Source organism: Streptomyces sp. NPDC059092 (assembly GCF_042756365.1).
GTDB lineage: Bacteria > Actinomycetota > Actinomycetes > Streptomycetales > Streptomycetaceae > Streptomyces.
In genome coordinates, this window is the sequence record NZ_JBHZEJ010000049.1 from 1 (window position 1) to 24,268 (window position 24,268).

Annotated in this window: 22 protein-coding genes and 2 tRNA genes; 3 read left to right on the forward strand and 21 right to left on the reverse strand. The window is 70.2% G+C overall.

All coding sequences use genetic code 11. The annotated features are described in order from the left end of the window. Positions 1 to 46 precede the first annotated feature (46 nt). The 9 genes from ACFXPL_RS25080 to ACFXPL_RS25120 all read right to left on the reverse strand — a co-directional run bounded on the left by ACFXPL_RS25080 (position 47) and on the right by ACFXPL_RS25120 (position 5,072). A tRNA-Ala gene (locus ACFXPL_RS25080) sits at positions 47 to 119 on the reverse strand. 151 nt (positions 120 to 270) lie between these two features. Beyond that, positions 271 to 504, reverse strand: a complete 234-nt coding sequence (locus tag ACFXPL_RS25085) for a hypothetical protein (protein ID WP_384923676.1) — start codon at positions 502 to 504, stop codon at positions 271 to 273. A 271-nt stretch (positions 505 to 775) separates the two neighbouring features. Further along, positions 776 to 848 (reverse strand) — tRNA-Ala (locus tag ACFXPL_RS25090). A gap of 91 nt (positions 849 to 939) precedes the next feature. Further along, on the reverse strand, positions 940 to 1,593 hold the full coding sequence (locus ACFXPL_RS25095) for a histidine phosphatase family protein (RefSeq protein WP_384923765.1): 654 nt from the start codon (positions 1,591 to 1,593) through the stop codon (positions 940 to 942). Then, on the reverse strand, positions 1,590 to 2,042 hold the full coding sequence (rsfS, locus tag ACFXPL_RS25100; protein ID WP_384923678.1) for a ribosome silencing factor: 453 nt from the start codon (positions 2,040 to 2,042) through the stop codon (positions 1,590 to 1,592). Before rsfS ends, ACFXPL_RS25095 begins: the two co-directional genes overlap by 4 nt. 118 nt (positions 2,043 to 2,160) lie before the next feature. After that, a complete protein-coding gene (locus tag ACFXPL_RS25105) occupies positions 2,161 to 3,912 on the reverse strand; it encodes an LCP family protein (protein WP_384923680.1) in 1,752 nt (583 codons plus the stop codon). Positions 3,913 to 3,931: 19 nt separating this feature from the next. After that, on the reverse strand, positions 3,932 to 4,603 hold the full coding sequence (gene nadD / locus ACFXPL_RS25110) for a nicotinate-nucleotide adenylyltransferase (protein ID WP_384923682.1): 672 nt from the start codon (positions 4,601 to 4,603) through the stop codon (positions 3,932 to 3,934). Between the two features lie 38 nt (positions 4,604 to 4,641). After that, on the reverse strand, positions 4,642 to 4,803 hold the full coding sequence (locus ACFXPL_RS25115) for a hypothetical protein (protein ID WP_384923684.1): 162 nt from the start codon (positions 4,801 to 4,803) through the stop codon (positions 4,642 to 4,644). Positions 4,804 to 4,919: 116 nt separating this feature from the next. After that, a complete protein-coding gene (locus ACFXPL_RS25120; protein WP_384923686.1) occupies positions 4,920 to 5,072 on the reverse strand; it encodes a hypothetical protein in 153 nt (50 codons plus the stop codon). Between the two features lie 158 nt (positions 5,073 to 5,230). Here ACFXPL_RS25120 and ACFXPL_RS25125 point away from each other — a divergent pair, with 158 nt between their 5' ends. Further along, positions 5,231 to 6,370 carry a M48 family metallopeptidase gene (locus ACFXPL_RS25125; RefSeq protein ID WP_384923688.1) on the forward strand — a complete coding sequence of 380 codons (1,140 nt, stop codon included), beginning with the start codon at positions 5,231 to 5,233 and terminating at the stop codon, positions 6,368 to 6,370. Between the two features lie 38 nt (positions 6,371 to 6,408). On the opposite strand, the gene ACFXPL_RS25130 is transcribed toward ACFXPL_RS25125, so the two are convergent. The 5 genes from ACFXPL_RS25130 to proB all read right to left on the reverse strand — a co-directional run bounded on the left by ACFXPL_RS25130 (position 6,409) and on the right by proB (position 11,576). Then, entirely contained in the window at positions 6,409 to 7,521 is a 1,113-nt protein-coding gene (locus ACFXPL_RS25130; RefSeq protein WP_384923690.1) for a hypothetical protein, read from the reverse strand. A gap of 98 nt (positions 7,522 to 7,619) precedes the next feature. Beyond that, positions 7,620 to 8,207, reverse strand: a complete 588-nt coding sequence (locus ACFXPL_RS25135) for a hypothetical protein (RefSeq protein ID WP_384923692.1) — start codon at positions 8,205 to 8,207, stop codon at positions 7,620 to 7,622. Between the two features lie 168 nt (positions 8,208 to 8,375). Beyond that, positions 8,376 to 9,659 (reverse strand): glutamate-5-semialdehyde dehydrogenase, encoded by a 1,284-nt coding sequence (locus ACFXPL_RS25140; protein ID WP_384923694.1) that lies wholly within the window; start codon positions 9,657 to 9,659, stop codon positions 8,376 to 8,378. Between the two features lie 81 nt (positions 9,660 to 9,740). Beyond that, positions 9,741 to 10,304, reverse strand: a complete 564-nt coding sequence (locus ACFXPL_RS25145; protein ID WP_384923696.1) for a hypothetical protein — start codon at positions 10,302 to 10,304, stop codon at positions 9,741 to 9,743. Positions 10,305 to 10,448: 144 nt separating this feature from the next. Next, positions 10,449 to 11,576, reverse strand: a complete 1,128-nt coding sequence (proB, locus tag ACFXPL_RS25150; protein WP_384923767.1) for a glutamate 5-kinase — start codon at positions 11,574 to 11,576, stop codon at positions 10,449 to 10,451. 371 nt (positions 11,577 to 11,947) lie between these two features. Between proB and ACFXPL_RS25155 the strand changes: the two genes are divergently transcribed. Together ACFXPL_RS25155 and rfbC are read left to right on the forward strand one after the other, a co-directional pair. Then, a complete protein-coding gene (locus tag ACFXPL_RS25155) occupies positions 11,948 to 13,990 on the forward strand; it encodes a glycosyltransferase family 2 protein (RefSeq protein WP_384923698.1) in 2,043 nt (680 codons plus the stop codon). Between the two features lie 102 nt (positions 13,991 to 14,092). Then, complete coding sequence (gene rfbC, locus ACFXPL_RS25160) at positions 14,093 to 14,692, forward strand: dTDP-4-dehydrorhamnose 3,5-epimerase (protein ID WP_384923700.1); 600 nt, start codon at positions 14,093 to 14,095, stop codon at positions 14,690 to 14,692. An 87-nt stretch (positions 14,693 to 14,779) separates the two neighbouring features. Here the strand turns inward: rfbC and ACFXPL_RS25165 are convergent, their stop codons facing one another. The 7 genes from ACFXPL_RS25165 to ACFXPL_RS25195 form a co-directional block, all read right to left on the reverse strand. Next, positions 14,780 to 15,574: a class I SAM-dependent methyltransferase gene (locus tag ACFXPL_RS25165; protein WP_384923702.1), complete on the reverse strand. Its 795-nt coding sequence runs from the start codon at positions 15,572 to 15,574 to the stop codon at positions 14,780 to 14,782. A gap of 84 nt (positions 15,575 to 15,658) precedes the next feature. Beyond that, on the reverse strand, positions 15,659 to 16,588 hold the full coding sequence (rfbD, locus tag ACFXPL_RS25170; protein WP_384923704.1) for a dTDP-4-dehydrorhamnose reductase: 930 nt from the start codon (positions 16,586 to 16,588) through the stop codon (positions 15,659 to 15,661). Continuing rightward, positions 16,585 to 17,571, reverse strand: a complete 987-nt coding sequence (rfbB, locus tag ACFXPL_RS25175; RefSeq protein WP_384923706.1) for a dTDP-glucose 4,6-dehydratase — start codon at positions 17,569 to 17,571, stop codon at positions 16,585 to 16,587. The genes rfbD and rfbB overlap by 4 nt, the downstream gene beginning before the upstream one ends. Continuing rightward, a complete protein-coding gene (locus ACFXPL_RS25180) occupies positions 17,568 to 18,635 on the reverse strand; it encodes a glucose-1-phosphate thymidylyltransferase (RefSeq protein WP_384923708.1) in 1,068 nt (355 codons plus the stop codon). The genes rfbB and ACFXPL_RS25180 overlap by 4 nt, the downstream gene beginning before the upstream one ends. Before the next feature lie 215 nt (positions 18,636 to 18,850). Next, complete coding sequence (locus ACFXPL_RS25185; protein ID WP_384923710.1) at positions 18,851 to 20,089, reverse strand: glycosyltransferase family 2 protein; 1,239 nt, start codon at positions 20,087 to 20,089, stop codon at positions 18,851 to 18,853. 270 nt (positions 20,090 to 20,359) lie between these two features. Continuing rightward, positions 20,360 to 22,471, reverse strand: a complete 2,112-nt coding sequence (locus ACFXPL_RS25190) for a hypothetical protein (RefSeq protein WP_384923712.1) — start codon at positions 22,469 to 22,471, stop codon at positions 20,360 to 20,362. A gap of 142 nt (positions 22,472 to 22,613) precedes the next feature. Then, on the reverse strand, positions 22,614 to 24,119 hold the full coding sequence (locus tag ACFXPL_RS25195) for a D-ribitol-5-phosphate cytidylyltransferase (protein WP_384923714.1): 1,506 nt from the start codon (positions 24,117 to 24,119) through the stop codon (positions 22,614 to 22,616). Positions 24,120 to 24,268: the final 149 nt, after the last annotated feature.

Consider the following 24,268-nt stretch of genomic DNA (forward strand, 5'->3'; position numbering starts at 1 on the left):
GTCCTGATCGGACGGCCCGCTTCTACGTGATCTTCACTGCTTGTTGTGGAGCTAAGGAGAATTGAACTCCTGACCTCCTGCATGCCATGCAGGCGCTCTACCAACTGAGCTATAGCCCCTTGCGTTCCCCGCCCCGGGGTTTCCCCCTCGGCGGCATGGCCAACATTAACGGTCCCTGTGCCCCACCACCAAATCGATTCCGCCGGAGGCCGACCGGGCGTCGATCACCCCTCGATCACCCCTCGATCACACCCCGGTCAGGCGGTCGCGTCAGGCGGTCGCGAAGGAGTAGAAGCGCTTGAGCGTGCAGTGCTCCTCCAGCAGACGGCCGTAGATCGGCTCGCCCTCCAACTCACGGTAGGTCTCGATGGGGTCGCCTTTTATGATCAGGGCCCGCGCGCACTCCTCGCACCAGTACTGGTACTCGGTGTTGAGCGGGTCCATGTCCCGCACGATCGGCGTACCGCTGCCGCACCAGTCGCATTTACGCCTGTGCGCGCCCATCAATCAGCTCCAGATGTGGCCACAGCAGGCCGTGCACACGTAGGAATGTCCGCGATGGCCATCGAGCACGTGAGCCGCAGAGGACGAGTCGCCCGAGGGACGACCGACACTGCTGGCGGACATCGCGCTCTCCCTCCCGGTCCGGTCCCTGGCCCCCATCCGGTCGTCCGATTCTGCCACGCCGAGGACTGCTGGTCAGCCTGAAATAGCGTGCGTACAGCAGAAATCCCGCCCCCAGCAGGGGACGGGATCCGGTTCGTGACGCTGATTGTGGAGCTAAGGAGAATTGAACTCCTGACCTCCTGCATGCCATGCAGGCGCTCTACCAACTGAGCTATAGCCCCTCGTGTTCCCCGCGCCGTGCGCTGCGAACAAGAAGAACTTTAGCCTGCGACCTGCCGGAAAGCGAAATCCGGTGGCCTCGCCGGCGAACGCTCAGTCGTCGTCACCGAGGACCGGCTCCGGGAGGGTGCCCGCGTTGTGCTCCAGGAGCCGCCAGCCGCGCGCGCCCTCGCCGAGGACGGACCAGCAGCAGTTGGAGAGCCCGCCGAGCCCTTCCCAGTGGTACGACTCCAGGCCCAGCAGCCGGCCGATGGTGGTACGGATCGTCCCACCGTGGCTGACCACGACCAGCGTGCCGTCGTCGGGCAGCGTCCCGGCGTGGCGGAGCACCACGGGCGCGGCGCGGTCCGCCACCTCGGTCTCCAGCTCGCCACCGCCGCGCCGCACGGGCTCGCCGCGCTTCCAGGCCGCGTACTGGTCGCCGTACCGCCCGATGATCTCCTCGTGGGTGAGGCCCTGCCAGGTGCCCGCGTACGTCTCGCGGAGTCCGGCGTCGTGCGTGACGCCGAGGCCGGTGACGGCGGTCAGCTCACGGGCCGTGGCGGCGGCCCGCCGCAGATCGGAGGCGATGATCGCGGCCGGCTTCAGGGAGGCGAGCAGCCGGGCGGCCCTCCGGGCCTGGCCGACGCCCTCCTCGGTCAGCTCGATGTCCGTGGATCCCTGGAAGCGGCGTTCCAGGTTCCAGGCGGTCTGGCCGTGCCGCCACAGGACGATACGGCGGCCCCGGCCGCTTTTGGCGCCGTTCAGCTCAGCTCACCGTCCGGGTCACCGGCGATCCCGGCGTGCTCGCCCGACGTCTCGGCGTGCTCCTTGCCCTTGCCGCGCGTCTTGACGGCGTCCTCGGGCAGCTCCAGCTCGGGGCAGTCCTTCCAGAGCCGCTCCAGCGCGTAGAAGACGCGCTCCTCGCTGTGCTGGACGTGGATGACGATGTCGACGTAGTCGAGGAGGATCCAGCGGGCGTCGCGGTCGCCCTCGCGGCGCACCGGCTTGGCGCCCAGCTCCTTCTGAAGGCGCTCCTCGATCTCGTCGACGATCGACTTCACCTGGCGGTCGTTGGGCGCCGAGGCGAGCAGGAAGGCGTCGGTGATGGACAGCACATCGCTCACGTCGTACGCGATGATGTCGTGCGCGAGCCGGTCCGCGGCCGCCTGGGCGGCGGCGTTGACGAGCTCGATGGAACGATCAGTAGCGGTCACTGGCAGGCTTTCGTCGGTGGTCGTGGAGATGCCCAGGATCTCACGGACCACCGACAGCCGGCACAGCCGTTCTCCCGGGCGCGGACCGGCGCCCGGGAGTGCCCCGGCCGTACAGGCTCTAGTCGACCTTGTAGTCCTGCCCCAGGACGACGGAGACATCGGCGTTCGCCGCCGGTTTGCCCTTCTCGACCGCGCTCGCCGGCAGCCCCAGTGTCTTGGCGGTCTCCTCCGCCTGTTCCTTCTTGGACGCGTCGCCGTAGGTGACGCGCGAGGAGGTCACGGCGTCGGCCGTACCGGCGTCCACGAAGCCGTAGCCGCCGTTGACCAGCGCGATCCTGGCGGACTCGGCCGCGTCCTGGTTCCCGCTCGCGTTCTTCACACCGACGCGTACGGCGTCGCCCTGCTCGGGCGCGGTCACCGAGCCGCCCAGGATGTCCTTGACGACGCTCTCGGTGGACTGCTCGCTGAGCGTGCCGTTGGCCTGGACGGGCAGGACCGTCGTCTTGTAGTCGCCCACCTTGGCGTGCTCGGCGAGCTTGGCCAGGGCTCCGCCGAGGTCCTTCTCGGTCAGTGACGGGTCCAGGATCTGCGCCAGGGTCTCGACGGTGACCGTCGCGGCCCGCGGGTCGTCCGAGACCTTCCGCAGGACGCCCTGGAGCACCTGTCCGAAGCGGGTGAGCTGCTTGGCCTCCTCCTCGTCGGCGGCGCGGTAGGTGGCGTAGCCGACGGCGGCCCGTCCGTTCAGGGTCTCCTTCTCGCCCTTCTTCACCAGCGGGTCGTCGCCCTTCTTGGCGGCGGGCACCTCGACGTCGGTGGTCACCTCGATGCCGCCGACCAGCTCGACCAGGTTCTCCAGATAGGGCGTGTCGAGCCGCCAGGTACCGGCGATCTTGGTGCCGAGCAGGGTGCCGATGCCCTCGCGGGTGCCGTCCGAGCCGTCCTCGTCGACGGACTTGCCGAGTGTGGTCGAGGCCCCCTCGTCGCCGGCGATGGAGAGGACGTTGGGGAGCAGGACGGTGGTGCCCTGGCCGGTCGTGGAGTTGTTGACCAGCAGCGCCGTGGAGGTGTCCTTCTGCTTGGTGCTGCGCAGGTGTACGACGATCACATCGCGCTTCTGAGTACCGGAGGCGGTGGTCTGCGGCCCGTCCGTCGAGGACATGCCGGGCAGCTTGCCCGCGTACCAGAGGTAGCCGACGCCGCCGGTGACCGTCAGGGCGAGGACGACGACGAGGGCCACGACGCGGCTGCGGCCTCGGCGCTTGGCCTCTTCGCGCCGCTCGGAGCGGCTCTCGGTGAACTTGAGCCAGTCGATGACGTCCTCGGAGTCCTCGGTGGGCTCCTCTATGAACGCGAACTGCTCGGTCTTGTAGTCGCGTTCCTCGCCGTCGGGCCGCCGCTGCCCCGGTACGGCGGGCTGCTCGGGCTCCGCTCCGCGCGGGGGCTCGGCGGGGGCGGACGCGGGGGCGGGCTCGGGCGTCCGCGCGGCCGACGGCCGGTCGACGGCGACCGGGGCCTGCTGCTCCTGCGGGGCCTGCTGGGCCTGCTGTTGGCCGGTGTCATACCCGTACGGGTCGTAGCCGTACGCCTGCTGCTGCGGCACCTGCTGGGCGTACGGGTCGTACTGCTGCGGGATCTGTTGCTGCTGCGCCTGCTGCTGTGCCGGCTGTTGCTCCTGCTGCTGGGCGTACGGGTCGTAGCCGTACCCCTGTTGCTGCTGCTGTTGTTGCTGCGGCAGGGGCCGCCCGTAGGCGTCGTACTGCTGCTGCGGGGACTGCTGGTACACCGGCTGCCCGTACTCGTCGTAACCGACGATCTGGGGCTGCGTGTAGTAGGGGCCGTACGGGTCGTACGGCTGCTGCTGGTCGTTCACCGGTGCCCCTCTCCGCGGCTCAGGCGCCGCGGTACAACTGCCGCTTGTCGATGTAGCGCACGACGCCGTCCGGCACGAGGTACCAGACAGGATCGCCCTTCGCGACCCTCCCACGGCAGTCGGTCGAGGAGATGGCCAACGCCGGAACCTCCACCAAGGAGACCCCTCCCTTGGGCAGTCCGTCGTCCGTCAGATCATGGCCCGGACGGGTGACCCCGATGAAATGGGCGAGGGAGAACAGCTCCTCGTGATCCCGCCAGCTCAGGATCTGCGAGAGCGCGTCGGCTCCCGTGATGAAGAAAAGGTCGGCGTCGTCGTTGAGGGACCTCAGATCCCGCAACGTGTCGATCGTGTAGGTGGCGCCGCCCCGGTCGATGTCGATCCGGCTGACCGAGAACTGCGGGTTGGACGCGGTCGCGATGACCGTCATCAGATACCGGTCCTCGGCCGGCGACACCGCGCGCTGGCTCTTCTGCCACGGTTCACCGGTCGGTACGAACACCACTTCGTCGAGCCGGAACAGCGCGGCGACCTCACTGGCCGCCACCAGGTGCCCGTGGTGGATCGGGTCGAAGGTGCCGCCCATGACGCCGAGTCGGCGCCTGCCTTGCTCGGATCCGGGGCCGGGGCCCTGCTCCGGTCTGTCCGGTCCTGCCGCCGCGCGACCGCTGGACGCTTGCTGGTCTCCCATACGTCCAGAGCCTACTGGCACACGCGTACGGCCCGGTGTCAGCGGTCCCGGTTGAAGCGCGTGGTGATCCACAGCAGCAGAAGCAGCGCGAAGAGGGCGCCGCCGCCGACGAGAACCGGATTCAGGCTTTCGTGGTTGCCGCCCATCTCGGCGCCCTCGGCGAGCGTGACCAGGTGAGCGGCGGTGCCGGTGAGGATCATCTTCTACGGGCCCTTTTCCTCGGGGGTCTGGATCCTCCGGAGAGCTGGACTCTCCTGAGGTCCGCGGAGACTTCGCGCACATCGTATGCGGGCCCCCTGGGCACGCTCACGCCGACTCAGTCGTTGTGGTCGTTGTCGCGGTATCCGCGCAGCAGGAACCAGGCGAGCAGGGCGGCTCCCACGAGTAGAACGACCAGCACGATCCGCAGCGTGTTGCCCGCTCCCTGCTGATCGGAGACGGCGGCGATCAGGGTGGCGGTTTCCGGCATGACGGTGGTGCTCCTCGGTCTCTTTCCGGCTGAGATCCGGGCACTGCCCCGGCACCTCATCCACAGGCCCCCGCCACACGGTAGCCCCAGCGCCTAGTCTGGGGTCCGTCAGGGGGGACGAGCCTTGGATTCTGGACTCGTACGAACAGGGGATATCCATGACCGAAGACCGCAACGAGGCGACGGGCAGCGAGAATGTGCCCAGCCGGCAGCGCAAGCGCTTCCCGGGAATCTCCTCCCGGGCGTACGAACACCCCGCCGACCGCTCGGCGCTGGTCGCCCTGCGCAAGCTCAGCGGTTTCGACACGGTGTTCAAGGCGCTCAGCGCGCTGCTGCCGGAGCGCAGCCTGAGGCTGCTCTTCCTCTCCGACTCGGTGCGGGTGGGCGACGCGCAGTTCGCCCATCTGAACACCATGCTGCGGGACGCCTGCTACATCCTGGACCTGGAGAAGGTCCCCGCGATGTACGTGACGCAGGACCCGCGGCCCAACGCGATGTGCATCGGCCTGGACGAGCCGATCATCGTGGTCACCACCGGACTGGTGGAGCTGCTGGACGAGGAGGAGATGCGCGCGGTCGTGGGCCACGAGGTGGGCCACGCCCTCTCCGGGCACGCGGTGTACCGCACGATACTGCTCTTCCTCACGAGCCTGGCCGTCAAGGTCGCGTGGATCCCGCTGGGCAATGTGGCGATCATGGCGATAGTGACGGCGCTGCGGGAGTGGTTCCGCAAGTCGGAGCTGTCGGCGGACCGGGCCGGGCTGCTGGTCGGCCAGGACGCGCAGGCGTCGATGCGCGGTCTGATGAAGATCGCCGGTGGCAACCATCTGCACGAGATGAACGTGGACGCGTTCCTGGAGCAGGCCAAGGAGTACGAGGAGGGCGGCGACCTGCGTGACTCCGTCCTGAAGATCCTCAACGTGCTCCCGCGCACGCATCCGTTCACCACGGTCCGGGCCGCCGAGCTGAAGAAGTGGTCCGAGAGCCGGGACTACCAGCGGATCATGGACGGTCACTACCCGCGCCGCGAGGACGACAAGGACACGTCGGTCACGGACTCGTTCCGGGACTCCGCCGCGCACTACGCCGACACGGTCCGCAGCAGCAAGGACCCGCTGATGAAGCTGGTGGGCGACATCGCGGGCGGTGCGGGCGACCTGGGCGGCAAGCTGCGCGACCGGTTCACGGGCGGCGGCAACAGCGGCGGGAACGGCAGCGGCGGCAACGGCAACGCGTCCACGGACGACGGTGACAACGGCAGCGGCGGCGGCAGCGGTAAGGGACCGGGCAAGGACTGACCGGCGCCCTCCGTCGGACCGTCAGGCCATGAAGGCCGTCACGGCGACGGGCTCGGCTCCGCCGCGCGGGAGAGCGCCCCGCAGAGCGCCGGATGCGCCGGGCCCGTCGCGTACGGATCGGTCGCGGCCGGTTCGTGGGGCCGGGCGCGCTCGCCCGCGAGCAGCGGGCGCAGCGTCCCCGGCGGCTCGGCCGAGCAGGACTGGGGTCCGGCCTGGACCTCGCTGGTCACCACCTGCGTCTGGTGTCTGGGCAGGTCCTCCACGCCGAAGCGGAAGCGCATCTCGCGCCGGACGGTGAACAGCGAGGCGTCCCGCACGGGCCGGCTGTCCGAGGCGGCGGGCCGCAGCGGATAGACGAAGACGTGGTCCGTGCTGACCTCCAGGGTCCCGGGGGCCGTCTCCTCGTACCGCAGCGTGCCGTGGACGCGTACCTGCTCGTCGGTGCGCGCCACCTTCGCCGGGTCGAAGCGGACCAGCCAGCCGATGGGGTCGTGGCGCCCGTCGTCGGCCGGGTCGGTGAAACTGCGGTCGAACTGGGTGAGTTGTTCGGGGTCGAGAAGTACCCGTACGGGTCGCAGGGTGCGTCCCGCGAGGACGTCGGGGTCGAGCGAGGACGCCACGAGATAGTCCTTGACGATGGACAGCGCGGCCACCACCTGGCCTTCCGCGAAGTCCCCGGCGTCCCGGGCGGCGGGCAGGGTGATGCCCGCCGCGCCGGAGCGGAACTGCGCGGCGGGGCTGCGTGCGAGGAGATCGGCGGGCGCGCCGCCCGGCACGGGGCCCGCAGGGGCGAGCGGGATCACCGAGGTGCGGGCCTGCTCGACGGCGCGGAGGGCGGGCGGCCGGTACGGGTTGCGCAGCCCCAGGTAGACCGCGGTGCCGAAGGCCACCACGAGGATCAGCAGGAGCAGCAGGAACTGCCGCGGGCCGTTCCTGAACCTCCGCCGGTGCCGGGCGGCGGGCGGCGGTCCTGGCGGCAGCCTGCGGACGGCGTGGGCGTGATCGCCCATGCGCTCCCGCGCGGAGTACTCCTGGAGCCGGGCCGCCCGGATGAATGACTCGTCGAAGACGACCGAGCGGTACTCGTCGTCCTCGCCTCCGGGGAGCCCCTCAGGATGTTCTCCCTCGGGTGGGTCTCCACGCCCTGCCATACTTTGAGGGTAGGTCGGCGGAGGCGAACGTAAACGCCGGGCCGACCGTCAGGTTCCGCATGACACCCGTTCGGCCGTTCGGGTAGCGGCCGGGTCCGTCAGGGCGTGCGCGGCACCGCGGAGACCGCCGGGGCGCTCCGGGTCACGGGGGCCGAGGGCCCGATCGCCCCCGGGTTGTCGATCCCGGTCCTGGCGGGCTGCGGCACCTGGTCGTCGCCGCTGCTGGAGGCGCCCCGGTAGACGGCCGTGAAGGCGAGCGCGACCATCCCGACCCCCATCAGCAGGGCGAGCAGCCAGGCGATGGGCCGGTGCCATCGCGCGGTGGACCGGTAGGGCCGCAGGGTTCCGCCGTAGCGGCCGTACGGGCCCGCGTACGCGTCGGGGTCGTCCGGGTCGAACTCTCCGTAGCCGGGGTCGGGGCCGTACGCGCCGTCCCGGCCGTACAGCTCCTCGTACGGCTCGTCCTCGGGCGCTCCCCCGCCGGAGCGTGCCCGGGCGGCCTCGGCCTCGGCGCGCGCCTGGGCGGCCGAGAGGAGCCGCTCGACGGCGGAGGGTTCGTGGATGGTGGCGGCCTTGACGAAGTCCTCGTCGAACACCACGGAGGCGAAGTCCTGATCCGCGCCTCCGCGGTCGTCGTCGGGCTCCCAGCCGTCCGGGAACGGCCTGCCCCCCACGTCGTCCGGCACCTCTTCAGAGTAGACCTGGGACGTGGTTTTGGGCAGGCGGAGCCCGAACTATCCCGCTTCGTATTCGTCACACGACCGGCTCACACAACCGGCTCACGCGCCCGGCTCACACCCCGCTCGCCCACCGGCCCCCGTAGGGGTCGCGGGCGGGCGCCGTCCGTCCGGTGCTCACCGCGTGTGGCCGTCCCCGGTCACGATGTACTTCGTGGAGGTCAGCTCCGGCAGCCCCATCGGCCCGCGCGCGTGCAGCTTCTGCGTGGAGATCCCGATCTCGGCGCCGAAGCCGAACTGGCCCCCGTCGGTGAAGCGTGTGGACGCGTTCACGGCGACCGTCGTCGAATCGACCAACTGGGTGAACCTGCGGGCGGCGGCCTGCGAGGTGGTGACGATCGCCTCCGTGTGCCCCGAGGACCAGAGCCGGATGTGGGCGACGGCCGCGTCCAGCGAGTCCACCACCGCGGCGGCGATGTCGTAGGAGAGGTATTCGGTCTCCCAGTCGTCCTCGGTGGCCGCCACGACCGTGGCCTTCGTCCCGCCCGCGTAGGCCCGGACCCGCTCGTCGGCGTGGACGGTGACCCCGGCGTCGGCCAGGGCGTCCAGCGCGCGCGGCAGGAAGGCGGCGGCGACGTCCTGGTGGACGAGGAGGGTTTCGGCGGCGTTGCAGACGCTCGGCCGGTGCGCCTTGGAGTTGATCAGGATGTCGACGGCCATGTCGAGATCGGTGTCGGCGTCCACGTACACATGGCAGTTGCCGGTGCCGGTCTCGATGACGGGGACGGTGGAGCCCTCGACGACCGTACGGATCAGGGAGGCGCCGCCGCGCGGGATCAGCACGTCGACCAGGCCACGGGCCCGCATCAGCTCCTGTACGGCGTCGCGGCCCTCGCCGGGCACGAGCTGGACGGCGTCGGCGGGCAGCCCGGCACCGCCCACGGCGTCGCGCAGCACCCGGACGAGCGCGGTGTTGGAGGAGAGCGCGGAGGAGGAGCCGCGCAGCAGCACGGCGTTGCCCGACTTGAGGCAGAGGGCTGCGGCGTCCACGGTGACGTTGGGGCGCGCCTCGTAGATGATCCCGACGACGCCGAGCGGGACCCGCACCTGGCGCAGGTCGATGCCGTTGGGGAGGGTCGAGCCGCGTACGACCTCGCCGACCGGGTCGGGCAGCGCGGCCACGTCGCGTACGTCGGCGGCGATGGCGCGCATCCGCTCCGGGGTCAGTGTCAGCCGGTCGACGACCGACTCGGCGGTGCCGGCTTCCCTGGCGCGCGCGACGTCCTCGGCGTTGGCCGTGACGATCTCGTGCGTACGGACCTCCAGCGCGTCCGCGATCGCCAGCAGCGCGTCGTCCTTGGCCGCGCGCGGCAGTGGCGCGAGGTCGGCGGCGGCGGAGCGGGACCGGTAGGCGGCCCTGACCACCGGGGAGAGATTGTCGTACGGCGAGAGCGAGGTCATGCCCGCAGGGTAATGCGCGCCCTGCGGGCATTCCGCACGTATTCCGCACTGCGAGACGCCCCGGGGGCGCGGGACACGTCCTCAGAACGGGTGGACGCCCACCGGAGCCGCCGGCGGCGGACCGTATCCCTCGGCGATGCGCTGGTGGTACGTCTCCCGGTCGATGACCTCCAGCCCGACGATCACCCACGGCGGGAGCTGGGAGGTCGACCGGTGCTCGCCCCAGAGCCGCAGCGCCACCGCGGCGGCGTCGTGCAGGTCCCTGGCCTCCTCCCAGTAGCGGATCTCCGCGTGGTCGGTGGCGTACCTGCTCGTCAGCAGGAAGGGATGGTCGTGGGCGAGCTGTTCGAGGCCGCGCCTGACCTCCGTCAGCGGGCTCTCCGGGCCCGAGACGCTGAGGGTGATGTGCCAGAGCTTGGAGAGCTGGCGGGCGTCCGCCGTCGCCGCGGCCTCCCCCTGCCGTCGCTCTCCGCCCGCACCGGGGGTGTCGGACGTGCCGTCGGTCCCGGCCGTGGCGTCGGGGCCGGCGGCCGTGGGCTCCCCCACTTCGACGCTCGTCAGGGCCCGTTGCCCGCCGGCGGCCCTCCGCGCGTGGGCGCTTCCCCCGGTCCCTCGGGGCGCCGCCCCCGGGCGCGCTCGTCTCACCAGCGGCCTCCTGTTTGCTGCGTCGTCGTGCCGTGACCCGGTCCTACGCCTGGGACAAAGTTGACCAGTCCCGGACGGAAGATGGGGCGGTTTTGGTAAAGGTCCCCGTTCAAAGGCCGGAGTTTCAGCCGTTTCAGGGGCGGCTCAGGGATGCAGGATGACCAGATCGTCCCGGTGTACGACCTCGCGCTCGTAGGCGGGACCCAGCTCGCGGGCCAGCTCGCGGGTGGAGCGGCCGAGGAGCTGGGGGATCTCCTTGGCGTCGAAGTTGACCAGACCTCGGGCGACGGCGCGGCCCTCGGTGTCCCGCAGCTCCACCGGGTCGCCCGCGGCGAACTCGCCCTCGACGGCGGCGATCCCGGCCGGCAGGAGCGAGGTGCGGCGCTCGACGACGGCGCGTACGGCACCGTCGTCCAGTGTGAGGGCGCCCCGGGGGGTGGAGGCGTGCGCGAGCCACAGCAGCCGGTCCGCCGAGCGGCGTCCGGTGCGGTGGAAGTACGTGCCGGTGTCGCGCCCCGCGAGCGCGTCGGCGGCGTGGCTGGCGGAGGTCAGGACGACGGGGATGCCGGCCGCGGCGGCGATCCTGGCGGCCTCGACCTTGGTGACCATGCCACCGGTGCCGACCCCGGCCCGGCCCGTGCTGCCGATGGTGACGCCCGCCAGATCGGCGGGGCCGCGCACCTCGGCGATCCGGGAGGTACCGGGCCTGCTGGGGTCGCCGTCGTACAGCCCGTCGATGTCGGAGAGCAGGACGAGCAGGTCGGCCCGTACGAGATGGGCGACGAGCGCGGCCAGCCGGTCGTTGTCGCCGAAGCGGATCTCGTCGGTGGCGACGGTGTCGTTCTCGTTGACGACGGGAAGCGCGCCCATGCCGAGGAGCTGGTCGAGGGTGCGGTACGCGTTGCGGTACGAGGCCCGTCTGCTGGTGTCGTCCGTGGTGAGGAGCACCTGGCCGACGCGTACGCCGTAACGGGCGAAGGAGGCGGTGTAGCGGGCGACGAGCAGCCCCTGGCCGACGCTGGCGGCGGCCTGCTGGCGGGCCAGGTCCCGGGGGCGGCGGTCGAGCCCGAGCGGTGCGAGCCCGGCGGCGATGGCGCCGCTGGACACCAGCACGATCTCCCGGTCGCCGGTGGCGCGTACGGCGGCGAGCACGTCGGTCAGGGCGTCGACCCGGTCGGCGTCGAGCCCGCCCGCGGCGGTGGTGAGCGAGGAGGAGCCGACCTTGACGACGACTCTGCGGGCCTGCGCGACCGCGTCCTGCCGTGCCACCACTTGCTGCCGTGCCGCTGCCACGCGCTCTGCCTCTGCTCTCGCCACCGGGCTCCGTCGCCGCCACCGGTGTGTGTCCCCGCCGGGAAGCCTACGCGCGGGCCACCCGGTACGGCGGACCATTTCAGGGGCTGGGACATCGGCGCACCGGCGACGGGGACATCCGCCGTGTCATTTCGGTCCCTCCGTGCAACCGGAGCGCCGTGACAGAAGTCTGTCAAGGGTGAGAACGGCCGGGAAACATCGCGAGCCCCCGCGGAGATAAGCTGGCATCCCGGCGCCCGCACCCTCCGCCGATGGCCGCGCCTCCCCCCACTCGCACAGCACCTCGTGCACCGACAACACAGATGGGCCTTCAAGTAATGCCAGTAAAAGTGAGCGTCGTCATTCCGGTGTACAACCCGGGTAAGTACATCGATCCGTGCATCGATTCACTGCTGGCCCAGACGCTGCCGGCCGCGGACTTCGAGGTGCTTTTCGTCAACGACGGTTCGACGGACGACACCCCCGCGCGGCTGGACAAGCTGGCCGCCGAGCACCCGCACTTCCGGGTGATCCACATCCCCAACTCGGGGTGGCCGGGGAAGCCCAGGAACATCGGTGTGGCGGAGGCGGAGGGCGAGTACGTCCAGTTCGTCGACCAGGACGACCACATGGCCTCGGACGCGCTGCGGCGGCTCTACGAGATGGGCCACCGCAACGGCTCCGACATCGTGATCGGGAAGGTCGCCTCGAACTTCCGGGGCGTCCCGCACGGCGTGTTCAAGACGAACCGCGAGAAGTGCGACCTGAGCAACGCTCCGCTGTACGACAGCCTCACCCCGCACAAGATGTTCCGTACGGAGTTCCTGCGCGAGAACAACATCGCGTACCCCGAGGGCAAGCGGCGCCTTGAGGACCAGCTCTACATGATGCAGACGTACTTCCCCGCGAAGGTCGTGTCGATCCTGGGGACGTACACCTGCTACTACTACTCGAAGCGGGACGACGGCCAGAACGCCGGCTCCGCGAAGCTCGTGCCGTCCGGCTACTACGGCAACCTCCGCGAGGTGCTCGGCGTCGTCGTGGACAACACCGAGCCGGGCGAGTTCCGGGACCGGCTGCTGCGCCGCTTCTACCGGGTAGAGATGCTCGGCCGGCTGAGCGAGCCCTCGGTCCTCAAGTACGAGCCCGCGTACCTGGACGAGATGGTGGACGCGATCCAGCCGCTCGTGAAGGACTTCATCAACGACGGCGTGCACGACGGGCTCGGCGCGCTGGTCAGGCTCCGCTCCACCCTGCTGCGCGCCGACGACCGCCAGGGGCTGGTGAAGCTCGCCCGGTTCGCCAAGTCGGTGAAGGCCACGGCACGCCTGGAGGAGTTCGACTGGCAGCCGGACGGCGGGGTCGCGCTCTCCGTGACCGGCCGCCTCGTGCACGGCGAGGACCAGCAGCCGCTGCGGCTGGTCCGCCGTGACAAGCGGTACTTCGTGCACCCGGAGATCACCGAGGGGCTGCTGCCCGAGGGTGAACTCCTCGACGTCACCGACGACATGGACACGTACAAGGGCGAACTCTCCCTGCGCAACCGGGAGACGGCCGTCGAGTGGCCGTGCCCCGCCGACTTCACCTCGAAGATCGAGAAGGCCGCGCCGCCGGCCGGCTCCGCCGAGGACGCCGAGGAGACGTTCGAGGTCGTGCTGTACGGCACCGGTACGGTCACCAGCGAGGCGGTCAAGGGGCGTGGCCGGGTCTCCCGGGGCTTCTGGGACATCTGGGTCCCGCTGCGCGGTCTCGGCATCGTCCGCAAGGCCCGGCTCGGCGCCGACCGCGCCCCCGGCGTGGACGCCAAGTGCCTCCCCGCGGTGCTCGGTTCGCCCGCCCGGCCGGTCATCCCGTACTTCACCGACCCGCACGGCAACCTCACGCTCGATGTCGCGGGCCGCGCCAAGAAGATGGCGACGTACCTCGCGGAGCGCCCCCCGCTGCGGATGCCCGGCTCCCAGTCCGAGCTGCGGTTCGAGATCTTCACCGGTACGAAGTCCGCGTCCCTCCCGGTCGAGCTGGTGCTGACCGCGGCGGACGGTACGAAGCTCACGCACCCGGCGACGCTCCGCCCCGACCACGGCAGGGCGCATCTGGAGGTGCCCGGCAAGGTGGCCGGTCTGGCCGAGGGCCAGGCGCGCCTTTCGGTCAGGCTCGACGGCCCCAAGGGGCCCGAACTGGACATCTGTGAGGTGCCGGTGGCGGCGGGCGGCCGGATCCGGCTCGACCAGAGCGGCCTCGGGGAGGTCGACCCGCTCCTGGTGCGCGTGGTGACGGTGAAGCGCCGCAGAGCCACGCTGCGCAAGGTGCTGCGCTCGGCCGGCGGCCCGATCGTCCGCAGACTGCCCGCGGCGGCACGCAAGAAGGTGCGCCGCCTCGCGGCCCGCCTCTGACCGGCGTCGGTACCCCTCCGTACCCCGCTCCGTGCCGTCGCCCGGTACCCCGCTCCGTATCCCCGCTCGCAACTCCGAACAGAACAGCAAGGACGTGATCACATGCGGCAGCTCTCCGTCGAAGGCGCCTGGGTGCATGAACCGAAGGTCTTCCCGGACAGCCGTGGCAGCTTCCACGAGTGGTTCAAGGCCCCCGACTTCGCCGAGGCGGCCGGCCACCCGCTGAACCTCGCCCAGGCCAACTGCTCGGTCTCCAGCCGGGGCACGCTGCGGGGCATCCACTTCGCCGATGTACCGCCCGGCCAGGCCAAGTACGTGAAGTGCGTGCGCGGCGCGGTCCTCGACGTGATCGTGGACATCCGGGTGGGCTCGCCGACGTTCGGCAAGTGGGAGGCCGTACGCCTGGACGACGTGGACCACCACTCGGTCTATCTCGCCGAGGGTCTGGGGCACGCCTTCATGGCGCTGACCGACGACGCCACCGTGGTCTACCTCTGCTCGGAGGGGTACGCGCCGGGCCGTGAGCACGGGCTGAACCCGCTGGACCCGGAGCTGGGCATCGAGTGGCCCGAGTCGATCACGCCGCTGCTCTCCGACAAGGACGCGGCGGCGCCGACCCTCGCCGAGGCCGAGGCCCAGGGCCTGCTGCCGTCGTACGAGGAGTGCCGGGCGTACTACGCGGAGCTGGCAGCCCGCGCCTGACGCGCCCCTGGGGAGCATGAGCCCGCGTAGAGCGTGGGGAAGGGCCGGAAGCGATCGCTTCCGGCCCTTCCCCACGTCAGGTGGCGGTCAGCTGGTGACGGCCTCGATCTGCCGGCGCAGCGGCGTGAACGCCGAGCGCGGACGGCGCAGGTTGCGGGCCCGGTTCAGCGCGGGCCAGAATCCGGCTCCGAGCAGCGCCTCGGGGCGCACGGCGTTCTTGCGGACCAGGATCTCGTCGGGGACGTCCTGCGGGTCCGGGACGACGTACTCCTCGATGATCTTGTCGTAGGCGTTCTTCAGCACCGTGGACTCGGGGTTGGCGCCGAAGATCGCCACCACCCCGGTCGGCTCGGTGTCGACGTCGACGACGAGCAGGTCGGGGCGGTAGCGCCGGAGCACCTGCGCCACCTTGTAGACGTCGCCCGCCCAGAACTTCGTGTGGCGGTCGCGCGCCGCCTCGTCGACGTCACGGGGCAGCATGTCGTCCAGGACGATCACGCTGGACCAGCGGGAGTGCTTCTCGACGTTCATGAAGTCGCGCAGCGCGAACTCGAAGAGGTGCATGCCGTCGATGAACGACAGCTCCAGCTTCGGGTCCCCCCCGAGCAGGTTGACCGGGTCGCGGCGGGCCAGCGCGCGGAACGGGTTGCGCCCGTTGCGCAGGTGGATCAGCGGGTCCTTACGGGCGAAGAAGTCGTCGCTGGTCGCGCGGACCAGGTGGACGTCGCAACTGATGTCCGTGACCACTTTGAAGGCCGGGTCGACGGCGACGGACGGAACCCGGGAGAGCGCCAGGCTTCGCCCGTCATTGACCCCGATCTCCAGATAGGTGCGGGGCTTGTACACACGGTGCAGTTGGCGCAGGAAGCCGTGGCGATCCACGTAAGGGGCCCTTCACTGAGAATCAACGATCCATAGGTTTGATTCTCAGTGAACTTAGTGGGCCCACAGGTTTCACGTAAACATCTACTGGCCGGTAATCCCCGTTTGGCGCTCGGCCGCCAGCACCGCGGGGAACGCCTCGGCGAGCGCGGCCCGCCAGTCGCGGATGGGTTCGATTCCGGCTGGTTTCCACCGGTCGTGACCGAGGATGCTGTATGCGGGCCGGGGGGCCGGCCGGACGAACGCCTCGCTGGTCGTCGGACGGACCCGCGCAGGGTCGGCGCCGAGCAGCCGGAAGATCTCCTGGGTGAATCCGAACCAGGTCGTCCCGCCGCCGCTGGTGCCGTGGTAGACGCCCGCGGGCGCCGTCCCGTCGAGCGCCGCCCCGCCGAGCAGGACCAGCCGGTCGGCGAGATCGCCGGTCCAGGTGGGCTGCCCGCGCTGGTCGTCCACCACGTCCAGGGTGTCCTTGACGGCCTCCAGCTTGATCATCGTACGGACGAAGTTGGGGCCGCCCGCGCCGTACAGCCACGCCGTACGGACCACGTAACCGCGCTCGGGAAGGGCGTCGAGCACGGCCCGCTCCCCCGCCAGCTTCGTCCGCCCGTAGGCGCTGCGCGGGGCGGTGGGGGCGTCCTCCGCGTACGGCGCCTCCCCGTCCCCGGCGAAGACGTAGTCCGTGGAGACCTGGAGCAGGATCGCGCCCGACTCCCGGCAGGCCTCGGCGAGGACCCGGGGGCCCGTGCCGTTGACCGCGAGCGCGTCGTCCTCCTTGGACTCGGCGTCGTCCACGGCCGTCCACGCCGCGCAGTTGACCACCACGGCCGGCGCGTGGGTCTCGAAGGCCGCGCGCACGGAGACGGGGTCGGTGATGTCCAGCGCGGCGCGGTCCAGGCCGGCCGCGGGCCGCCCGGCGGCGGCGAGCCGGGCCAGGAGGTCCTGGCCGAGCATGCCGCCGGCGCCGGTGACGAGCCAGGTGCCCGCGCCGCCGCTGCTCTCGGAGCCGGTGCTCACAGGGCCGCACGCTCCTTCAGCGGCTCCCACCAGGCACGGTTCTCGCGGTACCACGCGACGGTCTCCGCGAGGCCGGTCGCGAAGTCCTTGCGGGGCTCGTACCCCAGCTCCTCGCGGATCTTGGCGCAGTCGACCGAGTAGCGGCGGTCGTGGCCCTTGCGGTCGGTGACGTACTCGACGCTGGTCTCCCAGTCCGCCCCGCACGCCTCCAGGAGCAGGCCGGTCAGCTCCTTGTTGGAGAGTTCCGTGCCGCCGCCGATGTTGTAGACCTCGCCCGCGCGGCCCTTCGTACGGACCAGCTCGATGCCCTGGACGTGGTCGTCGATGTGCAGCCAGTCGCGGATGTTGCCGCCGTCGCCGTACAGGGGCACCTTCTTGCCGTCCAGCAGGTTCGTGATGAACAGCGGGATGACCTTCTCGGGGAAGTGGTGGTGCCCGTAGTTGTTGGAGCAGCGGGTCACGCGCACGTCGAGGCCGTGGGTGCGGTGGTACGAGAGCGCGATCAGGTCGCTGGACGCCTTCGCCGACGAGTAGGGCGAGTTGGGCTCCAGCGGGTGCGTCTCGGGCCAGGAGCCCTCGTCGATCGAGCCGTAGACCTCGTCCGTGGAGATGTGCACGAAGGTCTTCACGCCCGCCCGGTGGGCCGCGTCGATCAGCGTGTGGGTGCCCACGACGTTCGTACGGACGAACTCGGCGCCGCCGTCGATGGAGCGGTCCACGTGCGACTCGGCGGCGAAGTGCACCACCTGGTCGTGCTCGGCCATCAGCTTGCCGACCAGCTCGGGGTCACAGATGTCGCCCTGCACGAAGCGGAATCCGGGGTGCTCACGGACCGGGTCGAGATTGGCCGGATTTCCCGCGTAGGTGAGCTTGTCGAGAACCGTGATCTCGACGTCGCCGGGGCCCTGCGGGCCGAGCACCGTACGGACGTAGTGCGAGCCGATGAAACCGGCGCCGCCGGTCACGAGAATCCTGTGCGTCATGAGGAGATCTGCACCTTGCTGTGGTCACCGAGGACGAGTCGGTGGGCGGACGGATTACGGGGCGCGGGGGTGATCTCGACGTCGCGGCCGATCAGCGACGCCTCCACGCGGCGGACGCCGGTGAGCGAGGAGCCGCGCAGCACGATGGAGTACTCGATCTCGCTGTCCTCGATCACGCATCCCTCGGAGACCGAGGTGAACGGACCGATGTACGCGTCGCTGATCACGGTGTCCGCGCCGATGATCACGGGGCCGAGGATACGGCTGCCGGTGACCTTCGCGCCCTTCTCGATCCTCACACGCCCTATGATCTCGCTGGCCTCGTCGACGGTGCCCTCGCAGTGCGGCTCGACGGTCTCCAGCACCGAGCGGTTGACCTCCAGCATGTCGGTGACGTTGCCGGTGTCCTTCCAGTACCCGGAGATGGTCGTGGAGCGGACGTCGCGCCGCTGGTCGATCAGCCACTGGATGGCGTGGGTGATCTCCAGCTCGCCGCGCCAGGAAGGCTCGATGGAGCGTACGGCCTCGTGGACGGCCGGGGTGAAGAGGTAGACGCCGACGAGCGCGAGATCGCTCTTGGGCTTCTCCGGCTTCTCCTCCAGGGCCACCACGCGTCCCTCGCCGTCCAGTTCGGCGACGCCGAAGGAGGTCGGGTTGGGGACCTTCGTGAGCAGGATCTGCGCGGCGGGCCGGTCGTCACGGAAGCCGTCCACCAGGCCGCTGATGCCGCCGACGATGAAGTTGTCCCCGAGGTACATCACGAAGTCGTCGTCGCCGAGGAAGTCACGGGCGATGAGGACGGCGTGGGCCAGTCCGAGGGGCGCGTCCTGCTGGAGGTACGTCACCTTGATACCGAACTGCGAGCCGTCGCCGACGGCCGTGCGGATCTCCTCCGCGGTGTCGCCGACGATCACGCCGACCTCGGTGATGCCCGCCTCCGCGATGGCTTCGAGGCCGTAGAAGAGCACCGGCTTGTTCGCCACGGGGACGAGCTGCTTCGCCGATGTGTGCGTAATGGGCCGCAGTCGGGTACCTGCCCCACCGGACAGTACGAGAGCCTTCACTGTTCCTTGTTTCCCCTGCTGTGATTGCGATGCTGTCCGGGGGTCGCCCGACAGTCCGATTTTACCTACGCTTCGCTGCCCCGTCTGCTACCGGTTACCCCGGAAGGGTGAAGGGGCGTGGCGCGGGGGCGCGAAAGGGCGCGTGACGGAGCTCGTACGCGTATGGGCGCGGTCCGGTACCACCGGCCGCGCCCCCTTTTTCGCGCCAACTCCGCCTAGGCGACGCGGTTCCGCACGGGCGCGAGGTTCCGTACCTGGGTACGGAGCCGGCGCACCACCCGGCGCGCCAGGGATCTGCGCCGGCGGACCGCCTGCGGCGGCTCGATGGGGCGCAGCCCCGGCTTGCCCACCCAGTCCCGGGTGGTCACCTCGTACGCGGCGTCCTTCAGCCCCGACCGGTGGTCCCCGAAGTGCGGGAGGACGAGGTACGGCGTACGGGCGCGGCCCCGGTGGACCACCTCGGGCACCGTCTCCGCCTTGATGAAGGCCAGGATGTCGGCGAGCAGATCGAGCCGCCCGAGCGCCACACATTCCAGTCGCACCCGCTCCGCGACCTTGATGTGGCGCGCCACACCCGGATTCCAGTACCGCTCCATCAGCGGGGCGACCAGCTCCAGTTTGTGGCGTCTGACCTCCTCGGACTCCTTGACGACGCCGTGCGCGAACTGCTGGATCAGCCCGACCGTGAAGGGTCTGACCATCAGCCTGTCGCGCTTGGGGCCCGCCGGTTCCAGTTCGGCCATGAGCGTCATCAGGGCCGTCACGGCGGCGAACCGGTGCGTGTAGTCGCCGCTCTTGGTCACGTGCTTGCCGTCGTCCCTGCCGACCAGGTAGTAGCAGGTGTAGTCGGAGATCACCGAGACGCCGTCGCCCCGGAGATAGGCCTCGATGGTGAAGAGCGCGTCCTCGCCCGTTCTGAGCTGCTCGTCGAACCGCAGCCCCAGCCGCTCGATCAGCTCGCGGCGGAAGAGCTTCTGCGCGCTCAGCGTGTAGATGACCTGCGAGTTGTGGACGTCGACGCGGTCGGCCGTACGCCGCCACATCGAGCTGGGAGCGCCCCGGTTGACCCCCACCACCTTGCCGAGCACCACGTCCGTACGAGCGCGGTCGGCCATGGCGACCATGCGCTCCAGAGCTTCCTCCCCCAAGTAGTCATCGGCATCCAGGAAGAACACGTAACGCCCCCGGGCCAGGCCGAGCCCGACGTTGCGCGGGCCGCTGGGGCCGCCCGAGTTGGCCTGTCGTACCACCCTGGTCGGGATGGACGTCCGGGCCGCGAATTCTTCCAGGAATTCCCCCGTGCCGTCGGCCGAGCCGTCGTCGATGGCGACCAGCTCGATACGGTGGGCCCCTAATGTCTGGGCCTCCACCGATTCCAGGCAGCGGATCAGGTAGGGCATAGCTTCATATGCCCCGACGATCACACTCACATCAGGAACTGACATATCGTTCATCGGAAAGCAAGACAAGTAGTACTGATTGTTGGTTGTCTTACCCGATCACCCGCCTCTGTGAGGCCCATCACACGCGGGGACCGCCCCCGGCGCACGGAAAAGCCCGGCGCCGCGCTCCCCCAAGCGCTCCGCCGGGCCTTGTGTTCCGTCGCTCCCGGTCAGCCTGTTCGTCGTTCCCGGTCAGCCGGTGCCGTCGTTCCCGGTCAGCCGGTGCCGTCGTTCCCGCTCAGCCTGTTCGTCGTTCCCGCTCAGCCGGTGCCGTCGTCCCGGTCAGCCCCGCACCGGCGAGTCCAGGTCGCTGCTCTCCGCGCTCGGCGCCGAGTCGTCCGGCGCTGCCGCCGCCTCCGGCTCCCCGAGACGCTGCTCGACGCCCACGTTCCGCGCCAGGGACTTCGCGGACAGCGCCCGGGTCGCCGCCTCGAACTGCTCCATCGACGTCGGCTCGTCGGGGCCCAGCAGATACCGCTTCAGCTCCAGGCGCTCGGCCGCCAGCCGGTCGGCCGCCGGATCGGCGACCGCGGCGAGCAGTTCGTCCAGCTCCCGCGCGCTGTTGGAGAGGATCACGGCGGCCCGTACGGCGGTGTTCTGCCGCTTGAACTCCTCCGTGCCCAGCTCCGCCGAGTCCGTGACCGCGTACGGCTTGCCGCTCGCGATGAAGTCGGACACCACGCTGGAGATGTCGGAGACCATGGCGTCCGACTCGTTGAAGCAGTCGTAGAGCGCGGGCTCCGAGCCGTCGATGACCCGGTGCTCCCACCAGCCGAACGAGCGCCAGTACGCGCCGTTCCACTCGCGCCGCAGCCGCGTCAGCTCCTCCTGCCTGGCCGGGTCCGCCTGGGAGTCACGCGACTGTTCCGCCTCGTCACGCCCCGTGTCCCCGGCCCCCATCAGCTCGCCGAGGCGCGCGGAGATCCGGGCCAGCTCCGCCTTGGCGGCGGTACGGTCCGCGCCCAGCTCGGCGCTCTCCTTCGCCCAGCGGGCGTCGGTGGCCCGCTCGGCGGCGGCCTTCTCCACCAGCGCGATGACGCGCTCGTGCACCGCCTTCGCCTTGGCACTGCGGGTCCCGGTGAAGGGGTGCGGCTTGTAGAGCACCCGGACCGGGCCTTCGGCCTTCAGGAGCCGCTTGACGATGTTCTCGCCGGCCAGCAGGAGCGAGGTGTTGCCGGGGTTGTCGTCCCAGCCCTCCCACGTCGGCGCGTACAGCACCGTGGGGACGGGGTTGCGCTGCGCGCCGCTGTACGGCTCGATCGGGGCGAGCTGCGGGCGGCCCACCTCCACGATGTCCTCGTCGCGCACCCCGACGTCGGCCAGCGCGTACCGGTCGCGCCCGGCCCTGCCCGCGGTCCACACCTCGTCGTACGCCTTGCTGTACGGGTTGACGCTGGCCAGCTTGTCGCTGTCGCCGTGGCCGATGAAGACGTGCTGCATGGTGGGCACGCGCAGCATGTGGATGTTCTTGCCGACGTTGGCCGCGTACAGCGCGACCCGGACGGTCGACAGGTCCAGGTTCATCAGGTGCACCCCGCCGGGGACGCAGAGCACCGGCACGTCCGTCGTCCCGAGCTGCTGGGCGATGGCCCGCTCCCGCAGCACGATCAGCGGCCGGCCCTCCAGCCGGTCCATCGTGTCCAGCCACATGTTGACCTGGTAGGCGGACTCCTTGGAGCCGGAGAAGTAGAGCATCACGGTCGGCTTGTACGCGGCGAGCCAGCCGTCCACCGCCGAGAGGACCTTCTCGGCCTTGGGCACGAGCCGGCTCGGCCGCAGGTACGGCAGCAGCGCGAGGATGTAGCCGACGGCGAGGAGCAGGCTGAGGCCGAGGCCGGTGAAGCCGTAGATGTTGTCGCGGGTCTGGAGCGTGATGATCACGCCCACCATGGCGAAGATGTCGAGGTGGAGCATCTTCTCGGCGGAGCGGTTGAGCAGCCCGCGCGGCGGCGCGTCCGGGATCCGGATGGCGGCGGCGAGGTCGATGTTGCGGGTGACCACGGGCAGCCTGCGGCGCAGCCGCAGCAGGGTGACGATCGCGCCGTGCGGTGCCTGGAGCGCGTAGAACAGCAGCACCATGACGACGGTCACGTAGAAGATCCGGTCCTCACCGAGGCCCGACCTGGCGACCAGCAGCACCAGGAGCATCTGCCGGATCAGGAACCGGATGGAGAGACCGGCACGCACCTTGGCGAGCCGGTTGACCAGATAGCTGCCGCGCTGGTGCAGGTAGGTGTCCGCGAGATAGGACACGGCTGCGGACGCCGCGAAGAACCAGAGGTTGGGGATTATCGCGGCGAGCATGACGCACGGGAAACTGATACCCAGAAGAAGTGCGGCTGCCAGCTCTGATCCGCTGCCCACGCGGGCCAGTCGGATAGCTGTCGAAATCACGGAAAACCTGCTCCAGACCGTGCCGGCTGTTGACCTTGCGAGGGAAGAGTGAAGGCGCGACTTGTCGGCTTCACGAACTGGGGCCTCCGCGGTTCGCGCGGAGGCGACCCACAGAGGCCCTGTCAAAGATTGTCAAGAAGTATTACACATCTCCCTGACGGTCCAGTACGGCGGCGAGGGCCTGCTCGAAGCCGGACGCCTCCGAGGCGCCGCGGGTCGGGTCCTGCTGGCGCACGTCGATCACGTGGCCGGTCAGCTCCGAGAGCAGTACGTCGAGGGAGGTCTTCGCGACCGCCTCGGAGGAGAGCAGCGAGCCCTCCGGCTCCTGGCCGAACGCCTTGGTACGCATGGGGGTGGCGGTGCGCTCCGGGTTCACGCAGTTGACCCGGATCCCCTCGCCCGCCCACTCGTCGGAGAGCGCCTGGGTCAGATTGACCATGGCGGCCTTCGTGGACGAGTAGAGGCTGTACTCGGCACGGCCCCGGGTGTAACTGCTGGAGGTGTAGAGCATCAGCTGGCCCTTGGTCTCCACCAGGTACTTGTACGAGGCGCGCGCGATCTGCACCGGAGCCAGGTAGTTGACGTTCAGCGCCTCCTGGATGGTGGTGTTGTCCGTCTCCGCCAGCTTGCCGATGCGCAGCACACCCGCGGTGTTGATCACATAGTCGATCCGGCCGGTCTCGCCGTACGCGCGGGAGAGCGCGTCGTCCACGTGCTCCGGGTTCTCCACGTGCGTACCCGTGGTGGAGCGGCCCAGCGCGTAGACCTTGGCGCCGTACGACTCGGCGAGCTGGGCGATGTCCGCGCCGATCCCGTACGAGCCACCGAAGACGACCAGCGTCTTGCCGGTGAGCAGCTCGCGGTAGGACTCCTCGGACGGCTGCTCGGGCGCGCTCGCCGAGGCGAGCTGGAAGAGCTTGTCCGCGATGAAGACGTCGACCGGCTGGGTGACCTTCATGTTGTACTCGTCGCCCGCCACGACGTAGATCGGCACGTCCGGCAGGTACTTGAGCACGACGGAACAGTCGTCGGTGGCCTGGAAGTTGGGGTCGTCCGCCGCCACCTCGTACGCCTTGCGCACGGTGGAGAGCTTGAACGCCTGCGGGGTCTGGCCGCGCCGCAGCCGGGACCGGTCGGGGACGTCCGTGATGAACTCGCCGTCGCCGCCGTGCGTACGGGTCACGATGATCGTGTCGGCGGACGGGATGGCCACGTCCACCGCCTGGTAACGGTCCAGCGCGTCCACGCAGTCCTTGATCACGCGCTGCGAGAGCAGCGGGCGCACCGCGTCGTGGAACAGCACGTTACGGTCCTCGCCCGGCGCCAGTCCCTCGCTCAGCGCGGCGATGGCGCGCTCGGTGGTCTCGTTGCGCGTCGTGCCGCCCTCGATGACCCGGGTGACCTTGGTCAGCCCGGCCTTCGCGACGATCTTCTCCACGTCGGGCACGTAGCCGGGGGCCATGAGCACGATGACGTCGTCGATCGAGTCGCTCTGCTCGAAGATCCACAGGGTGTGCTCGATGACCGCCTTCCCCGCGATCTTCAGCAACTGCTTCGGGATCGACAGGCCCACACGCTGACCGGTACCGCCCGCCAGGACGACAGCGGTGGTGCGGGGCTTCGCGGGCGGCGCGGAAGTTGCAGACACAGACAGACCTACCTTGCGGGCTCAGAGGATGTAGCGATGGTCCCACCCGCGGCAATCGTCGTGCAAGGTGGACCACAGCCGGGCGCCACCGGCCCGCAACCCCTGATTCACCTGGGAAGACGGGTGCGTCCGCGGTGCGTGGCCGGCAG

Excerpts from the sequence above, each read along its gene's own strand:
- ACFXPL_RS25120 (WP_384923686.1), bottom strand. The coding sequence starts at position 5,072 with ATGCCGGAAACCGCCACCCTGATCGCCGCCGTCTCCGATCAGCAGGGA.
- ACFXPL_RS25085 (WP_384923676.1), bottom strand. The coding sequence starts at position 504 with ATGGGCGCGCACAGGCGTAAATGCGACTGGTGCGGCAGCGGTACGCCG.
- ACFXPL_RS25140 (WP_384923694.1), bottom strand. The coding sequence starts at position 9,659 with ATGACCTCGCTCTCGCCGTACGACAATCTCTCCCCGGTGGTCAGGGCC.
- rfbC (WP_384923700.1), top strand. The coding sequence starts at position 14,093 with ATGCGGCAGCTCTCCGTCGAAGGCGCCTGGGTGCATGAACCGAAGGTC.
- nadD (WP_384923682.1), bottom strand. The coding sequence starts at position 4,603 with ATGGGAGACCAGCAAGCGTCCAGCGGTCGCGCGGCGGCAGGACCGGAC.
- ACFXPL_RS25125 (WP_384923688.1), top strand. The coding sequence starts at position 5,231 with ATGACCGAAGACCGCAACGAGGCGACGGGCAGCGAGAATGTGCCCAGC.
- ACFXPL_RS25185 (WP_384923710.1), bottom strand. The coding sequence starts at position 20,089 with ATGAACGATATGTCAGTTCCTGATGTGAGTGTGATCGTCGGGGCATAT.
- ACFXPL_RS25130 (WP_384923690.1), bottom strand. The coding sequence starts at position 7,521 with ATGGCAGGGCGTGGAGACCCACCCGAGGGAGAACATCCTGAGGGGCTC.
- rfbB (WP_384923706.1), bottom strand. The coding sequence starts at position 17,571 with ATGACGCACAGGATTCTCGTGACCGGCGGCGCCGGTTTCATCGGCTCG.
- ACFXPL_RS25115 (WP_384923684.1), bottom strand. The coding sequence starts at position 4,803 with ATGATCCTCACCGGCACCGCCGCTCACCTGGTCACGCTCGCCGAGGGC.